19 protein-coding genes and 2 pseudogenes are annotated in these 17471 nt (G+C 69.3%); 13 read left to right on the top strand and 8 right to left on the bottom strand.

Annotated features, from left to right (window positions below):
* Nucleotides 1-1346 precede the first annotated feature (1346 nt).
* The gene (locus ACWGKT_RS19445) at nt 1347-2399 is read right to left on the bottom strand and encodes an alcohol dehydrogenase catalytic domain-containing protein (RefSeq protein WP_453274631.1); all 1053 of its coding nucleotides are present in this window, start codon (nt 2397-2399) and stop codon (nt 1347-1349) included.
* A gap of 184 nt (nt 2400-2583) precedes the next feature.
* Between ACWGKT_RS19445 and ACWGKT_RS19440 the strand changes: the two genes are divergently transcribed.
* Together ACWGKT_RS19440 and ACWGKT_RS19435 are read left to right on the top strand one after the other, a co-directional pair.
* Nucleotides 2584-3294, top strand: a complete 711-nt coding sequence (locus ACWGKT_RS19440; RefSeq protein ID WP_356149555.1) for a TetR/AcrR family transcriptional regulator — start codon at nt 2584-2586, stop codon at nt 3292-3294.
* A gap of 621 nt (nt 3295-3915) precedes the next feature.
* Nucleotides 3916-4473, top strand: a pseudogene (locus ACWGKT_RS19435) (DUF2716 domain-containing protein).
* A gap of 51 nt (nt 4474-4524) precedes the next feature.
* On the opposite strand, the gene ACWGKT_RS19430 reads toward ACWGKT_RS19435, so the two are convergent.
* The 3 genes from ACWGKT_RS19430 to ACWGKT_RS19420 all read right to left on the bottom strand — a co-directional run bounded on the left by ACWGKT_RS19430 (nt 4525) and on the right by ACWGKT_RS19420 (nt 6021).
* Nucleotides 4525-4947, bottom strand: coding sequence for an ATP-binding protein (locus ACWGKT_RS19430; protein WP_453274630.1), 423 nt, complete (start codon nt 4945-4947; stop codon nt 4525-4527).
* Nucleotides 4948-5255: 308 nt separating this feature from the next.
* Nucleotides 5256-5498 (bottom strand): tryptophan-rich sensory protein, encoded by a 243-nt coding sequence (locus tag ACWGKT_RS19425; RefSeq protein WP_453274629.1) that lies wholly within the window; start codon nt 5496-5498, stop codon nt 5256-5258.
* Nucleotides 5499-5727: 229 nt separating this feature from the next.
* The gene (locus ACWGKT_RS19420; RefSeq protein ID WP_356149549.1) at nt 5728-6021 is read right to left on the bottom strand and encodes a hypothetical protein; all 294 of its coding nucleotides are present in this window, start codon (nt 6019-6021) and stop codon (nt 5728-5730) included.
* A gap of 728 nt (nt 6022-6749) precedes the next feature.
* Here ACWGKT_RS19420 and ACWGKT_RS19415 point away from each other — a divergent pair.
* Nucleotides 6750-7529, top strand: a pseudogene (locus ACWGKT_RS19415) (FUSC family protein); the annotation flags it as partial.
* Here ACWGKT_RS19415 and ACWGKT_RS19410 read toward each other — a convergent pair.
* On the bottom strand, nt 7503-8039 hold the full coding sequence (locus ACWGKT_RS19410; RefSeq protein WP_356158296.1) for a phosphate-starvation-inducible PsiE family protein: 537 nt from the start codon (nt 8037-8039) through the stop codon (nt 7503-7505). The pseudogene ACWGKT_RS19415 and the gene ACWGKT_RS19410 overlap by 27 nt on opposite strands.
* A 136-nt stretch (nt 8040-8175) precedes the next feature.
* Here ACWGKT_RS19410 and ACWGKT_RS19405 point away from each other — a divergent pair, with 136 nt between their 5' ends.
* The 6 genes from ACWGKT_RS19405 (at nt 8176) to ACWGKT_RS19380 (ending at nt 12109) form a co-directional block, all read left to right on the top strand.
* Nucleotides 8176-8568 carry a hypothetical protein gene (locus ACWGKT_RS19405; protein WP_453274628.1) on the top strand — a complete coding sequence of 131 codons (393 nt, stop codon included), beginning with the start codon at nt 8176-8178 and terminating at the stop codon, nt 8566-8568.
* Between the two features lie 94 nt (nt 8569-8662).
* The gene (locus ACWGKT_RS19400; protein WP_453274627.1) at nt 8663-9703 is read left to right on the top strand and encodes an acetate/propionate family kinase; all 1041 of its coding nucleotides are present in this window, start codon (nt 8663-8665) and stop codon (nt 9701-9703) included.
* A 451-nt stretch (nt 9704-10154) separates the two neighbouring features.
* A complete protein-coding gene (locus ACWGKT_RS19395) occupies nt 10155-10694 on the top strand; it encodes a hypothetical protein (protein WP_453274626.1) in 540 nt (179 codons plus the stop codon).
* A complete protein-coding gene (locus tag ACWGKT_RS19390; RefSeq protein ID WP_453274625.1) occupies nt 10691-10924 on the top strand; it encodes a hypothetical protein in 234 nt (77 codons plus the stop codon). Before ACWGKT_RS19395 ends, ACWGKT_RS19390 begins: the two co-directional genes overlap by 4 nt.
* The gene (locus ACWGKT_RS19385) at nt 10921-11484 is read left to right on the top strand and encodes a hypothetical protein (protein ID WP_453274624.1); all 564 of its coding nucleotides are present in this window, start codon (nt 10921-10923) and stop codon (nt 11482-11484) included. The genes ACWGKT_RS19390 and ACWGKT_RS19385 overlap by 4 nt, the downstream gene beginning before the upstream one ends.
* A gap of 43 nt (nt 11485-11527) precedes the next feature.
* Complete coding sequence (locus ACWGKT_RS19380; RefSeq protein WP_453274623.1) at nt 11528-12109, top strand: hypothetical protein; 582 nt, start codon at nt 11528-11530, stop codon at nt 12107-12109.
* 36 nt (nt 12110-12145) lie between these two features.
* On the opposite strand, the gene ACWGKT_RS19375 is transcribed toward ACWGKT_RS19380, so the two are convergent.
* Complete coding sequence (locus ACWGKT_RS19375) at nt 12146-12652, bottom strand: ArsI/CadI family heavy metal resistance metalloenzyme (protein ID WP_453274622.1); 507 nt, start codon at nt 12650-12652, stop codon at nt 12146-12148.
* 89 nt (nt 12653-12741) lie between these two features.
* Here ACWGKT_RS19375 and ACWGKT_RS19370 point away from each other — a divergent pair, with 89 nt between their 5' ends.
* The 4 genes from ACWGKT_RS19370 to ACWGKT_RS19355 are packed head-to-tail and all read left to right on the top strand — an operon-like array spanning nt 12742 to nt 14930.
* Entirely contained in the window at nt 12742-13134 is a 393-nt protein-coding gene (locus ACWGKT_RS19370) for an ArsR/SmtB family transcription factor (protein ID WP_453274621.1), read from the top strand.
* Nucleotides 13131-13877 (top strand): aquaporin, encoded by a 747-nt coding sequence (locus ACWGKT_RS19365; protein WP_453274620.1) that lies wholly within the window; start codon nt 13131-13133, stop codon nt 13875-13877. The genes ACWGKT_RS19370 and ACWGKT_RS19365 overlap by 4 nt, the downstream gene beginning before the upstream one ends.
* A 40-nt stretch (nt 13878-13917) precedes the next feature.
* A complete protein-coding gene (locus tag ACWGKT_RS19360; RefSeq protein WP_453274619.1) occupies nt 13918-14337 on the top strand; it encodes an arsenate reductase ArsC in 420 nt (139 codons plus the stop codon).
* A 26-nt stretch (nt 14338-14363) separates the two neighbouring features.
* On the top strand, nt 14364-14930 hold the full coding sequence (locus tag ACWGKT_RS19355; RefSeq protein ID WP_453274758.1) for an N-acetyltransferase family protein: 567 nt from the start codon (nt 14364-14366) through the stop codon (nt 14928-14930).
* On the opposite strand, the gene ACWGKT_RS19350 is transcribed toward ACWGKT_RS19355, so the two are convergent.
* Together ACWGKT_RS19350 and ACWGKT_RS19345 are read right to left on the bottom strand one after the other, a co-directional pair.
* Entirely contained in the window at nt 14865-15662 is a 798-nt protein-coding gene (locus tag ACWGKT_RS19350) for a hypothetical protein (RefSeq protein WP_453274618.1), read from the bottom strand. The genes ACWGKT_RS19355 and ACWGKT_RS19350 overlap by 66 nt on opposite strands.
* A gap of 182 nt (nt 15663-15844) precedes the next feature.
* Nucleotides 15845-16909 (bottom strand): PP2C family protein-serine/threonine phosphatase, encoded by a 1065-nt coding sequence (locus ACWGKT_RS19345; protein WP_453274617.1) that lies wholly within the window; start codon nt 16907-16909, stop codon nt 15845-15847.
* Nucleotides 16910-17471 lie beyond the last annotated feature (562 nt).

The following is a 17471-nucleotide window of genomic DNA, read 5'->3' as shown; positions in this document are numbered from 1 at the left end:
AGCGTGAGCGTGGTGCCGTGAAATCCCCTGTGTTGTACGGCAGTTACAGGGATGGTGGGGTTGTGGAGGACCGCTCGGGTGCGATGGGCGTAGGCGAAGAACTGGCGCAGGCCCGCCAGGCGGGAGGCGTGGCGCACGGGGGCGCGGGCGAGAAAGCATTCCGGGTGTGCGGTGGTGGCACTCGCCCAGCTCCTGTCCCCTTCGGCGTGGAGGTGGAGGGCAGGTCGCGGATGGCGTCCAGGCGGATCTCGATCGTCTTGAGCTGGTTCTGCCGTGGGCCCAGTTGCGGGGCCCGCTCGCACTGGAGCACCAGGAAGCCGGCGAATCCCCGGATCTGGGGGCGCAGCAGGGCGGGTGTGGCCTGGATGCGGTGGGCGCGGCGGGCTGCGGCTCGTTGATCGGCGAGGCCGGGGCGGGGTGAGGTGGCCGTGGGCGCGCAAGAAGTCGGTGAGTGCCCCGGCGAGTTCGGGAGCGTCGTTTCGGGCCTGCGCAAGCAGCGTCAGAGGTTCGCAGACCGTGGTCGTGAAGATCAGGCATGCGGTGGCGGTGCCCGGCCAGGTGAGCGGCGAGGTCTTGCCACCACGAGGGCGGGGCGGGCATGCGCTTTGGCCCAGCCGGCCGCGCGGGTGGCCAGGTCCAGGTCGAAGGCGTCCAGGAGGCTGGCGCTGCGCAGGGCGTGGCGTTCGTCGGTGGTGAGGTCGGACAGGGTGCGGGCGAGGAGGGCGGGGAAGGTGTGGTCGAAGTCGGCGGGGGCTGGGATGCGGCCGGTGCGGGGGTCTCCAGGAAGCGGGCGACGGCCAGGTCCAGGTGGAGGGGCAGGCCGTGTGAGCGCTGGGTGATGACGGCGCGGATCTCGGGCGGATCAGCGGCTGGCTGTCCCGGGTGAGTCGGCGGGCGAGGTAGGTGTCGCAGTCCTGCTCGGAGAAGTCCCCGAGCAGGTGCTGGCGGGTGCCGCCCTGCCCGGTGGCCCGGGCTGGCTGCGTGGGCTGGGGGCCAGGCCGGGCCAGGCGGTGGGGCCGGTGTAGTCGAGCCGTCTCTGAAGGGCATCGTCGGCCCAGGGCAGGCGAACTGGACTCGTTCGATCGTGTCCATGCGCTGGATGATCGACTGGTCCCTCGGCGCACTGATGGCCTCGGCGATGGATTCGACGTCCTCGGAGTCCGCGCCGCTCCTCGCGAGTTGTCTTCAGCTGCTCACCGTGTCCGGTAAGAGATCGCCCGGTGGGGAATGCTTCCGACGGCGCAGGTTGGCGCGGATCTTCAACGCTTCCCGGCGTGTGACGGTCGGTCGGGGGTTCGTGCTGCCGCCGCGCGGAAGGCGTGAAGCGGCAGCAGCACCAAGACGGGTCAACGGGCAGGGTTGAGAAGGATCTTGCGGACACCGTCGGCGCGGCTGTTGAACAGTTCGTACGCTGCGGGGCCCTCGGAGAGGGCATAGCGGTGGGAGACCACGACCTCGGGTGTGATCCGCCGGGCCTGGGTGAGGGCGATCAGGGCAGGGAGCTCGTAATGGATCGAGCACAGTCCGATGGCGAACTCCAGCTCCTTGACCTGAGCCAGTCCCATGTGGAAGGGGAAGGCCTTGTTGTGGCTGACCCCGATGACGCTGACTCGGCCAGCCTGCCGGACGGCTTTGAGGGCGAGTTCGATGGTGGCGTCCGAGCCCACGGCTTCTATCACGGCGTGCGGTCCGCGTCCTGCGGTCATCTCCCGTATGGCCGTCCGTGCGTCCTCGCCCTCGACCGGCTCCACGCCCAGGGTGGCGGCAAAGGCGCGGCGCTCCGCCACCAGGTCCGCGCCCAGCACACGGGCGGCGCCCATGGCGAAGGCGGATTGTGCGGCCATGAGGCCGACCGGGCCGAGGCCGATGACCAGGACCGTTTCGCCGGGCTGGATACGGGCGCGGCGGCAGCCGTACCAGGCCGTAGGAGCGTTGTCAGTAAGGACCACGGCGGCCTCGTCGGAGACTCCTTCGGGCAGGTGCACCAGGTTGACGTCGGCGTGTGGCACAGCCAGGGCCTGGGCCTGGCTGCCCGGAAGCTGCGGGCTCACTCCGTAGCAGAGGTCCGTTGGGGACTGGGCGCGCTCGCACCGGGCCGTGAGCCCGGCCGCGCAGGTTCTGCACAGGGTGCAGCCGACCGAGGCGGGAACCAGGACTCGGTCGCCGGGCTTGAAGCGGGTGACCTGGTTGCCGGTCTCGACGACCACCCCGACGCACTCGTGTCCCGGGGTGTAGCCCGTCTCCGGGCTGAAGCCGTTGCCGCCGTAGATGTGCAGGTCGCTACCGCAGATGCCGGCCGTGGTGACCTGGACGACCGCGTCGGTGGGGCTGGTGACCGCCGGGTCGGGGACGTCTCCGAAGCGGATGTCGTGGCGGCCCTCGTAGGTCAATGCCTTCATGGGATTCCTCCGTCCGGGCGCGGGGCGGCGCCGGTGCATCCGGGGACGCGACGTGGAGAGGTACAGAGCATGGGGATCGGCTCGAAGCCCCAGGACATGGACCAGTCTCCGTCGCGCCCCAGATGCTTGGATCAATATTTAATGCAACCGTATCATTTTGGCATGAGAGGCTACCATGGGCCGCGTGACAGCCCAGGAGATGCCCGAACAGGCCGCGCCGACTCGGAGCCGGGCGCCCCGTGACACCCGCGGCAAACTCATCCGGGCCGCCGAGCAGTTGTTCGCGGCGAAAGGGATCGACGGCGTGTCGCTCAGCGAGATCAAGCGGGCCGCCGGCCAGCGCAACGCGATGGCCCTCCAGTACCACTTCGGCGACCGGGCGGGTCTGCTGCGGGCCATACTCGACAAACACCTCCCTGCAGTGGATGCCCGCCGGGAGGTGCTGCTGCAGCAGTACGAGGACAGCGGGACCGCCGATCTTCGCTCCCTCGCCGCCGCCCTGGTACTGCCGGCTGCCGCGAAACTCGCTGATCCCGACGGCGGCCGCGAGTTCCTGCAGATCGTGGCCGAACTGCTCAACCGGCCAGAACCCCTGGTCGAGGTCGTCGTGACGAAGGGGTCGAGCATCTTCGCGTGGCGGCGCCTGGTGGAGCCTTTGCTGGCTACCGAGTCGACCACGGTGCTCCACACCCGCTTCACCGCCATGCGCTTCTGCCACGCCGAACTCGCCGCCCGTGCCGCCGCCCGCCCCCGCAGGGACGACCGGCTGTTCACCAGCAGGCTGGTCGACCTGGTTACCGCACTACTGGCCACACCGGTGTCCGAGCAGACCGCACGACTACTGCACGAGCGAGGCCCGAAGGGTCGGACCCATCAGCAGGCCTCAGCTCCCTGACCGGCCCCTGCAGCCGATGCGCACAGCCGCGGGCATCGTGGCGCCCTCCCAGACCAGCCGGGGTGAGACGGCGCCAACCACGGACTGCAGGTCGTTCGCGCAGAAGAGCGCCATCACGCCGCATCGTCGGCGTGGCGGGCGCAGGCCTTCTGGGCAGCCCCGAGGTCGTTCTCGCCAACGCCAGCGGCCTCGAAACCAGCACTGGAGTGAGCGACTGGTTCGGCGTCTACTTGTGTGAGGACTAGCGGCCGGAGTCGCGGACCGCCTCCAGCTCTTCCCGGGTCTGGGACAGCAGCTCGCGGTGCGAACAAGCTACCCCCACGTGCGCGGGGGTAGTTCCTGGGACAAGGCCGATGCCGCCGTGGGCTTCGCGTCGCCCCCGCATGCGCGGGGGTAGGCCCCGCAAAGCACCGCGAGGGGCTTTCCTATACCGTCATCCCCGCGCACGCGGGGGCAGTTCGCGCACACGCGCCATGGCCTCTTCCTCAGATCGTCCCCGCACACGCGGGGGGAGTCCCCCTTTGCACTGCGCGTCGACCCCGAACGAGCGGTTCTGTCAGCGATCTCCTGATGGATACGCGTCGAAGGGAGCACGCTGGACTGGCTCGATAGTCCGTGCGGATGACGAGCGAGCCTGTAACCGAGCTGGCGGAGGCCGAGTACCGAAGCGTCGGGGACCGCTTCAACGCGGAGTTCGCATTCAGTCCGAGCGTGAACCCGGCCAAGTGGCCTGCCATCAAGGAGCCAGCTGACTCCGTCACATGAAGTCCGGCGTCACTGGACGAGGATCCAAGCTATACGCGTCCAGACCGCTTTGTCACGGTTGTCGAGCAGGGGCTGACTGCGTGCGTCGAGCCGGAGGCCAGGTTGTTCGCGCTCGCCTGGCAGCACATCTTTTACTCCCTTGCTCCGCATCGCCTCGGCGGGCATGGAGAGGAACCATGGCCGCTGAGTCCCAACCCCGACAGCGATTACTACATCTACCTCTCGGGGGACTTCCGGCTTGGCAGCTTCGGACACCCCTGGGAGTCGTCAGTGTGTCTGTTCGGCTCACGATGCGGCAGCTCGCCCCACTCTTCGGCTGCTCACCCGCCACGTCTGCCGGATCATCCACCGTCTTGGCCCGCTACTTGTGTTGGAGCCGGCGCCGTAGTGCTGGGGTTGTGCGCACGACTGTGAAGGCGCGGTGCTTCCCGCTACGTCCCCGCCCCCGACCTCACCCGTCGGCGCTCATTTCGGGTCGGGCGGGTGCGGGGGCCGAAAGCAGGCGGTGACGTCTTTTCCGCGCGGGCAACGGTAAGCCTGCCAGTCATCGGCCAGGGCATCCACCAGGAGCAGCCCGCGTCCCCCGGAGGCTCCCTCACCAGGCCGGCGCTGCTCGGGTAGCCGAGTCGAGGCATCGTGCACGGTGACATGCAGGCACTCCTCGTCCCAGGTGAGTATCAACTGGGCCGCGCTGTGGCCATGTACATGGGCATTGGTGACCAGCTCGGACACGGCCAGCACAACCGAGTCCACCTCATCCGGCGCTGTCCGTGTCCACCCGAGCGTTGCGAGATGTTCACGCGTCCAGTCTCTGGCTGCCTTCACGCCGCTGCTGATCGGCAGCGAACGCGCCCATCCCACAGCTCTCAGCGTTGCATCTTGTGTCATTGTCTCTCCTTCAGACAACCATCGTCGCCGTCTCTGTCCGTCTGCCCCGAAACAGCAGATACAACGTGGGCTGACGGCGACGCTCAGTACCAATTGGGCGCAGCGAGTTGTGCCATCAGGGAGCACTCCGGTTGTGTCGGGCGATCGAGCCGTTCAGGGCCGTGGCGCGGACGCACCATGCTGCAGACTGCAGCAGGGCGCGGGTCGATGTTCGGTCGGTTCGTGCGGTGCGGTGGATGAGTTCTCCGGTACTGAGATGGCAGGATGCCAGCCAGGCTGGTCTTGAGGTTGCGCAGGCCGAAGTGCATCTAGGTGCAACGGGTGTTGAGCGTGAGGTTGAAGACAAGTCTTGCTGCCAGGGGCGTGCGTCGGCTGCGGTCAGAGGCGGCGCCCAGCGGTTCGTCGTCGGCGTAGGCGATCGTCGCGTGCAACGGTGTCCAGACGACACTGAACACCCAGGACGGCAGCTTCCAGAATGGGTTGCGCAGGGACCTGTGCCAGGCACCGTCGGCGTCGACGGAACGCGCTCCTGAAAGGGCAGCGGCAACCATGGCCGCACCGTGACGCCATAACGCAGCCACAGCCTCAGCCCCAGTTTCTTGCCTCCGCGCTCGCTGCGGTTCCACGTCGATAGAGATGCTCTCCTAGCGAGCGGGCACGCCGGAGCCCTCCGACACGCCTGGCGCAGGATCGGTATGCACCGGCTCGACGATGGCCGAGGGCCCAAACAAGCTCACGCCGCCCTTGTGGTTGCAGATGACGATGCGGCGGGTGACGGCATCACTCGGCGGCGAAGTTCGGCCGGACCTCCACGATGGCGTCGGCGTCCTCCGCCTCGCCCTCCTCGTCGCGCCAGAGGCAGACCCGCACGTGCTTCGCGCGGTGGAAGCCGCGCGCCTTCCACTCGGTCATCAGGTCGGCGACGACGAGGGAGAGGGCGTACTGGGGGCCCTCGCTCGAATCGTCGGCGGTGATCGTGCCCTGCCACCGTTCGGGGTCACTGCCGTAGGGACGCCATCCCTCCGAGCCGTGCGGCTCGAATACCCGATACGCCCAGTCCGTCTCGGTGGCCATAGCACCGATCCTGTCACTCGGGAGCATCGTGCGCCGTATCTGAACAACGCTCGAGAGCCGGTCATGATCAGCACCGCTGGTGCGGAGGCTGGAGGGCGCCCCTGAGCCGTCCGTGCGCGGTTGGTGCAAGCACAAAGAATCGCAAGACCGAGGGCGCTGTTGTCGGCGCGGTCACCGGCTCTCCGGCCAAGGAGTGCACCATCGGACTCCCTGAGGTGGGCGGGAAACCGGTGGAGTTGCGGCTGGGCGCTGTTGCACGGTTGAGACTGCGAGCGCGTGGCCGAGGCGGTGGCCGCCGCCGGTTGAACCGTGATCCGCTTGAGGCATGCTCGCCCGCGCATTGTGCCCGCGTACTGGTCGACGCGGCGCTCAGTTCGCCCACGCCGGTAACGTCCCAGTACGGGTGATCACTGGGGGTAGGGCATGGAACCGGAACCCATAGCGCTGGCGGGCACACACGTGCGGCTGGAACCGTTCACACACGGGCACCACGATGGCCTGTGCGAGGCTGTCCGAGACGGCGAGTTGTGGAAGCCGCATGTGACGCTCGTCCCCCATCCCCGGGACGGGTGCATTCATCGACGACGCGCTCGCCGCTCATTCCGTCGGCAATCAGCTCGCCTTCGCGACCATCGATCTGGCTACGGAGCGCATCGCCGGATCGACCCGGTTCATGGCGGTTAATCTGCCGAATCGCAGGCTGGAGATTGGCTTCACCTTCCTCGGCCGTCGTCTTCCTGCTCGGCATGGGCGGCCAGGCATGGGAGCAGACGGTCCCGGAGCGGGTGGTGCTCACCCCGCTCGGCGGGGCCCTGGCAATGCTGGCGTGGTGTTCCCCGCATGGGAGACACCCCGGCTGCCGGGCCGGCTTGCGGACTGGCTCGCCGCCAACGGCCGCTACGCGGCCGCGGTGCTCCGCGACTACGCCGAACCGACCCGGGAGCATCACGCCGGCATGCGCAGGGCACTGCTGGCGCAGGGAGGCACGTGCCGCCTGGCAGGAGGCATACGACCGGGCAAGGCAGGAACCGGTCCGCCCCAGGGGGCTCACGTCGCGCGAGGCGCAGGAGGCGCAGGAGGCGCAGGAGGCGCAGGAGGCGCAGGAGGCGCAGGAGGCGCAGGAGGCGCTCAAGAGGTTCGGCCGCGCGGCGATGCTCATGGAGAGCCACGTCCCGCGGGCCGACAGCCGTGTCGTCCTCGAGGCGGAGCGGTTCGCCGAGGCCCTGGAGGCGGACACCGCGAAGGCGGCAGTCGACGTGCGCGAGCACAGGAATCCGGACTGGGGACGCGTGGAGGAGGCGCTCCACACGTGGGAGGGCGCCGCCGGGGACCGGACCCCGGTCGTGCGGCGCGAGGCGGAACTACAGAAGCAAGCCTTGGAGGACCTCGCGACGGCCGTGAGCCGCACACCCTTGGAACGGGACGTCGTCTCTGCTCGCGAGGAGCAGCGAGTGCGGGCGGCCGCGGCGGAGGGCGACGGATCAGGAGCCGCGCACCGGGGTGGGTGACGACGTCGGCGACGGGGAGCGCCGCGCCTCCCGGAGCGGGAAGTAGTCCCGCGGCCGCGTCGAGCGCCGCCACACGTACACCGCTGTCGCCATCACGAGGATCAGCCCCGCCAGGATGAGAAGTTCGATCCCCTCGACGTTCCACCGGAAGGACTTCTCCGCCTCGGCCGTCACGATGAGCACCTTGCGGATGCCGGCAATCAGGCCGACGACGAGGAAAGGCTCCGCGTCGAGGGTCTGGTTCCTGATGGTGAGGCGGACGGTGTGGAGGAGCTCGGCCACGATGAACAACACCAGGCTGCTGTCCAGGGCGGAGAGAACGACCGTTTCCTCGCGGTACGGCCCCTGGATCGACCTGATGACGTCGTGGACGACCCCGACGGTCAGGATCCCCGCGAGCAGTACGAGGAGCGCCGCGACGACGAGGTGGATGCCGTCCTCGATGAGCTGTAGGAGGCCCTGCACCCGGCCGCCCTCGATCTTCGGGAGAATGGGTCGCACATTCAGCATGCTAGGGGTGCCCCGTCCCGCAGGCGCGGCGTGCTGCCCAATGGGTGGACGAGCGGGTCCCTCCCTGGGGTGGCAGCCTGGGGGAAGCGGCGAGGCGCGACATCACCGTGGCCTACCAGGCGGCAGGACAAGGGTTATGAGGCAGCCCGACGCGGACACGAACGGCAGGAACCTGCGGCCCGTCCGGGCGCCGACCCGGGGTCTGCCCTCCGATTCGGCCCGGGACCTTGCCTCCGGCCTGCGGGAGGAACCGCGCCACCGCACCGCCGGGGGCATCCGCTGGCAGACGGACACCGACGGCGCCCCTGGCGGCGAACGAGCAGGTAGACGTGTCCGACGTGGCCGAAACGTCGGCACCCGTCTGGAGGACGGCGACAGGGACATCAGCGTCTTCTTCACCGACCTGCCGAGCCGGGCGGAGCACAACCCGGTCCGCATCGAGGCCGACTCTGAGCACAAGGTCGCACTCCGTGGCGGGCGCACCGTGCGGGAGGACGCGAGTGCACTGGAGGTGTGTGATGAGTGCTGACCGCTCCCACGAGAGCCGTGATGGTCACGTACTGGTCCTCGATGCTGGCTCTTCGAGCCTTCACATCGCTCTGTTCGCGGCGGACGGTGAACGGGTGGCGGATCGAGACGCCTCGGAGCCCCCGGGGCCTGCTGCGGCGGCGGAACTGCGGAACTTCCTCGGCGAGGTGCCCGCTCCTGCGGCGGTTGGTCACCGCATCGTCCACAGCGGTCCGCACCTGACTGGACATACGCTGATCGACGCACGCGTACGGGCTCTGCTGGCGGACGTCGCCGATCTCGCGCCGTTGCACGTGACCCCTGCCTTGCATGTGGTCGATGCCGCACGAGAACTCCTGCCCGACGTTCCTCATATCGCCTGCTTCGACACTGTCTTCCACAAGGATTTGCCGGCCCAGGCGCGCACGTACGCCGTGCCGGAGCGATGGCGAGCCGAATACGAGCTGCGCCGGTACGGCTTCCACGGGCTTTCCTACTCGTGGGCACTGCAGAGGACGGCGCAGGCCCTGGGCCGACCCGTCGACAACCTCCAGGTCGTGCTCGTGCACATGGGCGGCGGCTGCTCGGCCTGCGCCGTCCGGAACGGACGCAGCGTGGACACCACCATGGGCCTCACTCCGCTGGAAGGCCTGGTGATGAGTCGGCGTAGCGGCAACCTCGACCCCGGCGCGCTGCTGTGGCTGCAGCGGCGGCACGGTCTGAGCACGGACGAATTGGATGACACACTCCACCGGCATTCCGGTCTGCTCGGCCTCTCCGGTACCTCGGGAGACACCCGGGACCTGGTGCGCGCCCGCGCGGAGGGTGATGCCGCGGCCGCGTTGGCACTGGCGACGTTCACACTCAGCTGCCGCAGGGGCATCGCCTCGATGGCCGCCTCACTGGACCGGCTGGACGCCCTGGTCTTCACCGGGGAGATCGGCGAAGACCAACCCGAGGTACGCGAGGAGATCTGCTCGGCCCTGACTGTCCTCGGTGTACGAGGCGGGCTGCTCGTCCCCGAACTGGAAGATTTGATGCGGGAAGGCCACCGACGCATCGATCAGGCGGTGAGAGGTGTCCCGGTCCTCGTGGTCGCAACCGGCGAGACGCAGCAGATCGCCGCCGAGACCCGACGGGTGCTCGGCGGCATGTGACTGGCCAAGGCAACTGCCGGCACATCCACACTTACCTGGCCCGCGCCAAGAACCGGCCTCCTGAACCTGGACAGCACGGCGGAGCAGCGACGTCTGGTCCTGTACGCCGCCCCCCGTCTGGGTCACGGGGCTCGAGCCCCCATCAGAGCTCCGTACCGCCTCTTCAACGCCAATTAGGACATCCTGAGCCGCATGTTCACCGACTGGCTCGCCGCCCTCGGCATCCCGGTGCTGGTCACACGAGGCTTCCACTCGTAGTCCCTACGTCGACATCGTTCGGGCGCGCACCGCCCGCGATCGGCGCCCCGCCGGTCCTCCTCTACATCGTTCTCCCGGGCTTCCGCGAGCGTGGTGTGATGCTGCACTGATCGTGTGAGCTGGGGTTCTTCTTCGCATCTCTGGGGCTGTCGTGATCGTTGCGACACGTTGCAGATGAGATCGGAGGAGACCCTTGAGGGCCTTTCCTGTGCAACTCCCGTCCGGAGTCCGGTACTGGACGGTGCTGGACGACGACCTGGCTGTGGTCGCGGAGGCGGACGCGTTCTTGCGTCACGTGCGGTTCGGCAAGGACCAGGCGGAGCTGACGACGCGTACGTACGCCGGGCACGTCGCGCTGTTCCTGCGGTGGTGCTCACAGACCGGCCGTGACTGGCGGGTGGCGGCCGAGGAGTTGGGGCTGTTCGTCGTGTGGCTGAAGTTCGGCTCGAAGGAGGTCACGGGTATCGACCGGCCGTCGGGAGCCGGGCTGGTGTACCCGGGGCCCGGAGCCGAGCCTGTACGCGAGCCGGCCCGGATCGAGAACGTCCTGACGGGGGTGCGGCAGTTCCTGCTGCACGGCATCACGACGAAGACGGTGCCTTCGGCTGTGATGGCCCAGTTGTACGAGGTGGCGGAGTCGTGGGACCTGCCGGAGCTGGCCCGTGGGGAGGAACTGACCGGGTACCGCACCTCGACGGCCTGCTCAGGTAGAGGGAGAAGCTGCGGTCGATGACCGAGGCCGACGACTGGGCCCGCGCCGAGGCCACCCCGTCCGACGAGGAAATCACCCGTGTCCGGCGCCTTCTCCGCCGCGTCACCGAGGACGTCGACGCCCTCACCGACGACGAGCGCGCCGAGATCCGGCAGGCCGCCGCGATCGTCCGCAGGACCCGGCTGGGATTCCTCGGCATGCCCCGCATTCGCCAGCCGCTGCCCGACCTGCGACCGGAGCGACCCACATGACCGCACCCGACACGGCCGTCCAGGCGATGCTGGCAGGCCGCCGAGCCGACACCGGCCGACGGCGCCAGCGTGTCCTCGCCGCCCTGGACCGGGCCGCGAAGGACGGCTCGGACGTCAGCGTCGCGGCAATCGCCCGCCGCGCGGGCGTCGACCGCACCTTCCTCTACCGCCACCGCGACCTGCTCGGCCAGATCCACGCCCAGGCCGCCGAGCCGCCCACCGTTCCCGGCGGTCGCGGCCCGGCCGTCAGCCGGGCCTCCCTCCAGACCGACCTGGCGGCCGCGGACGCGCGCACCGCCCGCCTCGCAGCCCAGGTCCGGCGTCTGGAAGCCCGCCTCAGCGAGGCACTGGGAGAGCAGGTCTGGCGCGAGTCAGGCATCGGCGGCCCCGACGACACCGAGCAGCTCAAGACCCGGATCACCAGCCTCGAACAGCAGGTCGTCGACCTGGAGCTCACGCTCCAGGAACGCGATGAGGACCTCGCCCCAGCCCGCGCAGCCAACCGCGAGCTCATGGCCCAGCTCAACCGCGACAGGGACACACCCCCGCTTCCCGGCTGAAACACCAGGTCACCGGCTCCCTTGAGAGAAAGGACGCCATGCCGTGGACACCGCGGTCGACGACTACCGCGTCGACCGTCAGGCTGAACAGCCCGTCCGGCTTGAGCTGTGGTGCCAGACCGCCGGCATGGTTCCCCAACTGGTACGGATCGGGAAGGAGCTCGGCATCGCCTGCTTCTCCGGCGGCGGCTTCGACGGCTTGGCCGGCAAGCACGACGCAGCCGTGCGGGCGAGGGAAGGAGGCCTCAAAACCGTTGTCTTCTACCTCGATGACTACGACCCGAGCGGCGAGCACCTGTTCAACGCGCTCGCCGAGGACGTGATCGCGTTCGCGGAAGCCGCGGGCGCCGAGGTGGAGTTCGAGCGGCTCGCGGTCACCCCCGAGCAGATCGCCACCTACAACCTGCCGACCGCCCCGCCCAAGGCGGCCGACCGGCGCTCGTTTTCCGGCACCGCCACCACCCAGGCCGAGGCCTTGCCGCCGGACATCCTGGCCGCGATCGTGCGCGAGGCGATCGAGGCACGCCGCGACCCGCTCACGCACCGGCGAATGCTGGAGCGGGAGGAAGCCGAGCGGCGGGCCATCCGCGAGCGCCTGGGCGGCGGCCGACCAGCGGCCGAGTGAGCCCCGCCGGGCGGCGGGAGCCCGTTGCGGGGCGGGTCAGCTTCCGCAGGCGCACCCGGCGGCGGCCTTCGCCTCGGCCGGGCTCTGAGCGGGGTCGATTGCCTGCTCATCCGGGGTGCAGCACGCGGTGGTCCCGCAGCAGGCGTCCGGCGCGTCGGCGGCCTTGTCGAGGGTGTTGGCGTCGCCCTTGACGACGTAGACCTCCCACGGCTCGTTGCCGGGGCCGGTCACCCACGTCTTGTCCTGGAGCGCGTAGCAGCAGGAGGTGTCGTTCTCCTCGAAGGTCGCCAGCCCGGCTTCCTGCAGGCGGGCGGTGGCGGCGGTGACCTCCTCGGTGGTGGCGACCTCGACGCCGAGGTGGTCCAGGCGGGTGTCCTCTCCGGGCTCGCCCTCGATGAGAACGAGCTTGAGCGCGGGCTCGGCGATGGCGAAGTTCGCGTATCCCGGCCGGCGCTTGGCCGGCCCGGTGCCGAACAGCTTGGAGTAGAAGACGATCGAGCGTTCCAGGTCGGCGACGCGCAGAGCGAGCTGAACACGGGGCATGACGGACCTCCCAGATCCGAGACTCTGAATCGATGACTATCGATATAGCTGAGGTTGCCACCGGATTAGATAGGCGTCAACATAGACGCATGTCGAAATCAGACCTGGTGGTACTCGGCCAGGACGACGCGGTGGCGTGCTGCTCGCCGATGGTCCGCGAGCCGCTGGGCGAAGAGGCCGCGGTCGATCTGGCGCGGATGTTCAAGGCCCTGTCGGACCCGGTCCGGCTGCGGCTGCTGTCGTTGATCGCCTCGCACGAGGGCGGCGAGGCCTGCGTCTGTGACCTGACCGGACCGTTCGACGTCTCCCAGCCGACCATCTCCCACCACCTGAAGGTGCTGCGCGAGGCCGGCCTGGTCGGCTCCGAACGGCGCGGGACCTGGGTCTACTACTGGGTGCTGCCCGCGGCCCTGGCCAAGCTCTCCTCACTGCTCCAGGCCCCGACCGGCACGGTCCCGGCGGCCGTGGAGGCCACGGCATGACCGAGATAGCTCCACTGGGCCGCCGCGCGGCGGTCGAGTTCGTGGGGACTGGCGCGCTGGTTGCCGTCGTGGTCGGCTCCGGTATCCAGGCCACCAAGCTCTCCCAGGACGTCGGCGTGCAGCTGCTGGCCAACTCCCTGGCCACCGTCTTCGGCCTCGGCGTGCTGATCGCTCTGCTCGGCCCGGTCTCCGGCGCCCACTTCAACCCTGCCGTCACGCTGGCCGCCTGGTGGACCGGCCGCCGCGGAGGCGACGGGCCGAGCCTGCGCGAGGCCGCGGCCTACCTGCCCGCGCAGACCGCCGGGGCGATCGGCGGCGCCGTGCTGGCCAACGCGATGTTCGCCGAACCGCTGGTGCGCTGGTCCAGCCACGACCGCTCGGCCCCGCACTTGTGGCTGGGAGAGGTCGTGGCCACTGCCGGCCTGATCCTGCTGATCTTCGGCCTGGCCCGCACCGAGCGCGCGCACCTCGCTCCCGTCGCGGTCGCCTCCTACATCGGAGCCGCCTACTGGTTCACATCGAGTACGTCGTTCGCCAACCCGGCGGTGACCGTCGGGCGGGCCTTCACCGACTCCTTCGCCGGCATCGCCCCCGGCTCGGTCCCAGCGTTCGTCGCCGCCCAGCTCATCGGTCTGGTCATCGGTGTTGCCCTGGTCACCGCGCTGTTCGGCCGCTCGGCACCCGTTGCGGAGGACGTCGTCGTCCCGCACGGCGAGCACCACCCCGCCGCCACCGGCCGCTGACCATCAACTGCTCCTCCCGCCCAGCCGAAGGAACCCGCCCGTGAGCACGCCCACCGTCCCGTCCGTCCTGTTCGTCTGCGTCCACAACGCCGGACGATCCCAGATGGCCGCCGCCTTCCTCACCCACCTCGGCGGCGACCGCGTCCAGGTCCGCTCAGCCGGCTCCGCCCCCGCCGACACCGTGAATCCAGCCGTGGTCGAGGCCATGAACGAAGCCGGGATCGACATCACCGCCGAGACTCCAAAGGTGCTCACCACCGAAGCCGTGCTGGCCTCCGACGTGGTCATCACCATGGGCTGCGGCGACGCCTGCCCCTACTTCCCCGGCAAGCGCTACCTCGACTGGAAGCTGGACGACCCGGCCGGCCAAGGCGTCGCCGCCGTCCGCCCCATCCGCGACCAGATCGAGCAACTGATCCGCGGCCTGCTCACCGAACTGGGCGTCGAGGCCACCGCGTGACCAGCACCACGGTGCGGATCGCCTTGATGCTCCCCGAGCACGCCGAACAGGTGCTGGCCATCTATCAGCTCGGCATCGACAGCGGCGACGCCACCTTCGAGACCACCGCCCCCACCTGGGAGTCGTTCGACACCACACGGCTGCCCGGCCACCGCCTGGTCGCCCTCGATGCCGGGGACCGGATCGTGGGTTGGGCCGCCGTTGTGCCGGTCTCCGACCGGTGCGCGTACGCGGGCGTGGTCGAGCACTCCGTATACGTCCACCCTGACGCCCGCGGCCGCGGCGTTGGCCTCGCACTTCTGCAGGCGCTGCTGGCCTCCACCGACGCAGCCGGGATCTGGACGGTCCAGTCCGGCATCTTCCCTGAGAACACCGCCAGCCTCGCTCTCCACGCGAAGGCTGGATTCCGCGTCGTCGGCACCCGTGAATGTATGCCACCGAGGTACCCGAGCAGGCCCTCGCCGACGCGGAGCAGCTGCCTCCATCGCCAATTGACACCCGCCGGAGTGGCCGTGCCGGAAGAGGACCTATCGCAGGTCGCGGCGATCGAGGCGGTGGATGAGGCCAGGGCGGCGTTGATTGCCCTCGCGTAGGCGCGTCAGGCGCTGCTGGAAGTCGGCATGCCCTCCGGTGTGGGCGTACGCGTCGCGCAATTCCGCGAGGAGCGTGACGGCCTGATCGTAGGCGGTGGTCTTCTTGGTAGCAATGTGCGTCTCGATCTGCTGCCAGGCGGATTCAGCCTCGCCCGCGAGGGTGGTCAGGCGCTGGGCACGGGCGGTGGCCCGTTCTTGTTCGGCGCGCCGCCTGCCTTCGGCGCGCAGGGTATGGGCTGCGTCCAGGAGTTGGGCGGCGCAGCGGCGCCCGGTGACCTGAGCAGGAGCGCCGGCGCCGCCTTGCAGACGGTGCAGGAGTCCAGCGCGCAAACCGGGCTCCTCGCCGAGAGCGAGCCGTAGCAGCAGAGCGTCCTTCTCCTTCGGGGACAGCGCGGCGATCAGCGGGGCGAGTTCCTTCTTCGTAGGCCTGGTCGGCTTCTTGGGCGCGGTGGGACTGGCCTGAGCCGCGACTGCCAGCAGATCGCCATCCACGCGCAGGAAGTTGGCGAGCGCGCTCTGCGGGGCGGTCAGTTCGCCGAGCCCGGCCGGGACGGGCGGCTCCGGGCAGGCTTGATATTCCTCTTCGTTGTCGTCTTCGAGTTCCCAGGCAGCGAGCGCGGAGAGCCAGGCGAGGTAGAGGGGGCGCGGATCGCCGGTGGCGAGTTCGTCGCGTACACCGATGAGGGCGGCCAGTGACTCGTCGGCGTCCTGCGCCGCACGCCGGCCGCGCAACGCCCCGGTGATGGCCCGTTCCCGGCCGGGGCCCTCCGGGTTGGGTACGACGATGACGCCCGGCTATCCGTCGAACCGGGCGAGGAACTGGGTTGGTCCATCTGACGTTCGAGACCGGCCTCGGCGAGCACAGGACCAGGCACAGTTCGTCTGTCACGTCAGGGGACAGCAGCTACGCCGAGTCATGGTTCGCCCGCTTCTTCGTCAAGCCGGTCAACGACGATCACCGCCGCATCGTCCGCCAGGTGGCCCCCGGTGTGACGGATCAATGCCTGGTGCAGTCGTTCCAGGAACTGCGACGGAGTGCAGGTGGGCACCGCTTCCATGGCCTCGGTCAAGGCGAAGAAAACGCTCTCAGGATTGCGGGCTTCGATCACGCCATCGGTATGCAGCAGCAGACGGTCACCGGGCGCAAGCGGATAGCTCTCCGCCTTGGCGGGAGGGCCGGTGATGAAGTCGTCCAGGCCCAGGGGTGGCAGCGGTGAGCTGGGCATCAGGGCGTGAACCTTGCCCTGGTGCAGTCGCATCGGAGGCGGATGTCCGCGATTGACCACCTGGACCTCGAGGCCGTCGGGCACCTGGGCCACGAGTGCAGTGACGAAATCCTCCGCCTGGTCTTCCCTCTCGTCCTGGTCGACCGCGCCCGGCGCGGCTCGCTCCCGGTCCAGCGCAGCCGCGCAGTGGTTCATCACCTCCACCAGGTCGCCCTCATAGTGCGCGGCCTCCCGGAAGGCGTTCAGCACGGCCACAGCCAAACTCACAGCAGGCAGCCCTTTGCCGCGGACGTCGCCCACGATCATCCGGACCCCGTACCGGGTCTCTATGGCCTCGTACAGATCGCCGCCGATCTGCGCTCCCGTCTCGGCCGCGAGATACATGCTGGCCGCCCGTAGTGGCCCCAGCCGGGTCGGTACGGGCCGCAGCAGGACTCTTTGTGCTGCTACGGCGACCCGGCGAACCTGGTTGAGCTCGCTCTGCCTACGCGTGCGCACAGCTTTACTCGTGATGACACTGGCCACGGACACCACGAGGAGGCCCAGGAGATTGCTGTAGATCAACAGGCCACCCCACGCCTCGTGCAGGGTGGTGGTGATCAGGCTGACGGCCAGGGCTCCAGCCACTGCCGCCAGGGTGCCTTTCGGACCCATCGTCAGCGAAGCCAAGGCCGGCATCGCGACGAGGAGAGGGCCGGTGTAGATATCGTGCGCAGGCGAGAGCTCGATCCCCAGCCCGAGCAGTATGATCACGAACGGCACGCACTGCGTGACTCGGAAAAGAGCTGGGCTACGCCCGCCCGCTCCGGACGGAGGGGCTAGGCAGAAGAGCCTCCGCATGGGTACAAGCCTGCCTCGCTGAAGTGGACTGTTCCACTCATCGCACTCTGCGTGTCCGGGGCCGTGACCGACACCTTCCCCAGCGCTACGGCGCACCCGGGCGCCGCACCTCGACTCCATCGTCCTCTCACATCGACCACCCGCCGTCAGGCGGTGAGCACCCGCAAGCAGGACGGACGGATCGCCTTCACCGTTCGTGCGCTCGACAGCCCGCTGCCAAAAGCCGCGACCGGCGCGGCTGCCGCACTCAGCGACGATGGAGGCGTGGCTTCACACCAAAGACCGGTTCCTCGCCGTCAGCCCCGTGGCCGCCGTCCTCGCCGGACGGCACCACGTTGACCAGCCAACCGTCGATCCGATTCTGCTGACTGGAAAAGTACCGGTAGTTCGTTAAATCCGGCGATAGAGGTCAATTCCGTGTCCGGTGGTGACCGCGTCGATCAGGGCCTGGAGCTCGGCGGGTGGGTCTGTGTCC

This window comes from Streptomyces sp. NPDC054794 (assembly GCF_053611585.1).
The sequence above is the reverse complement of the archived record's forward strand: the minus strand, read 5'-3'. Positions and strand labels throughout refer to the sequence as shown.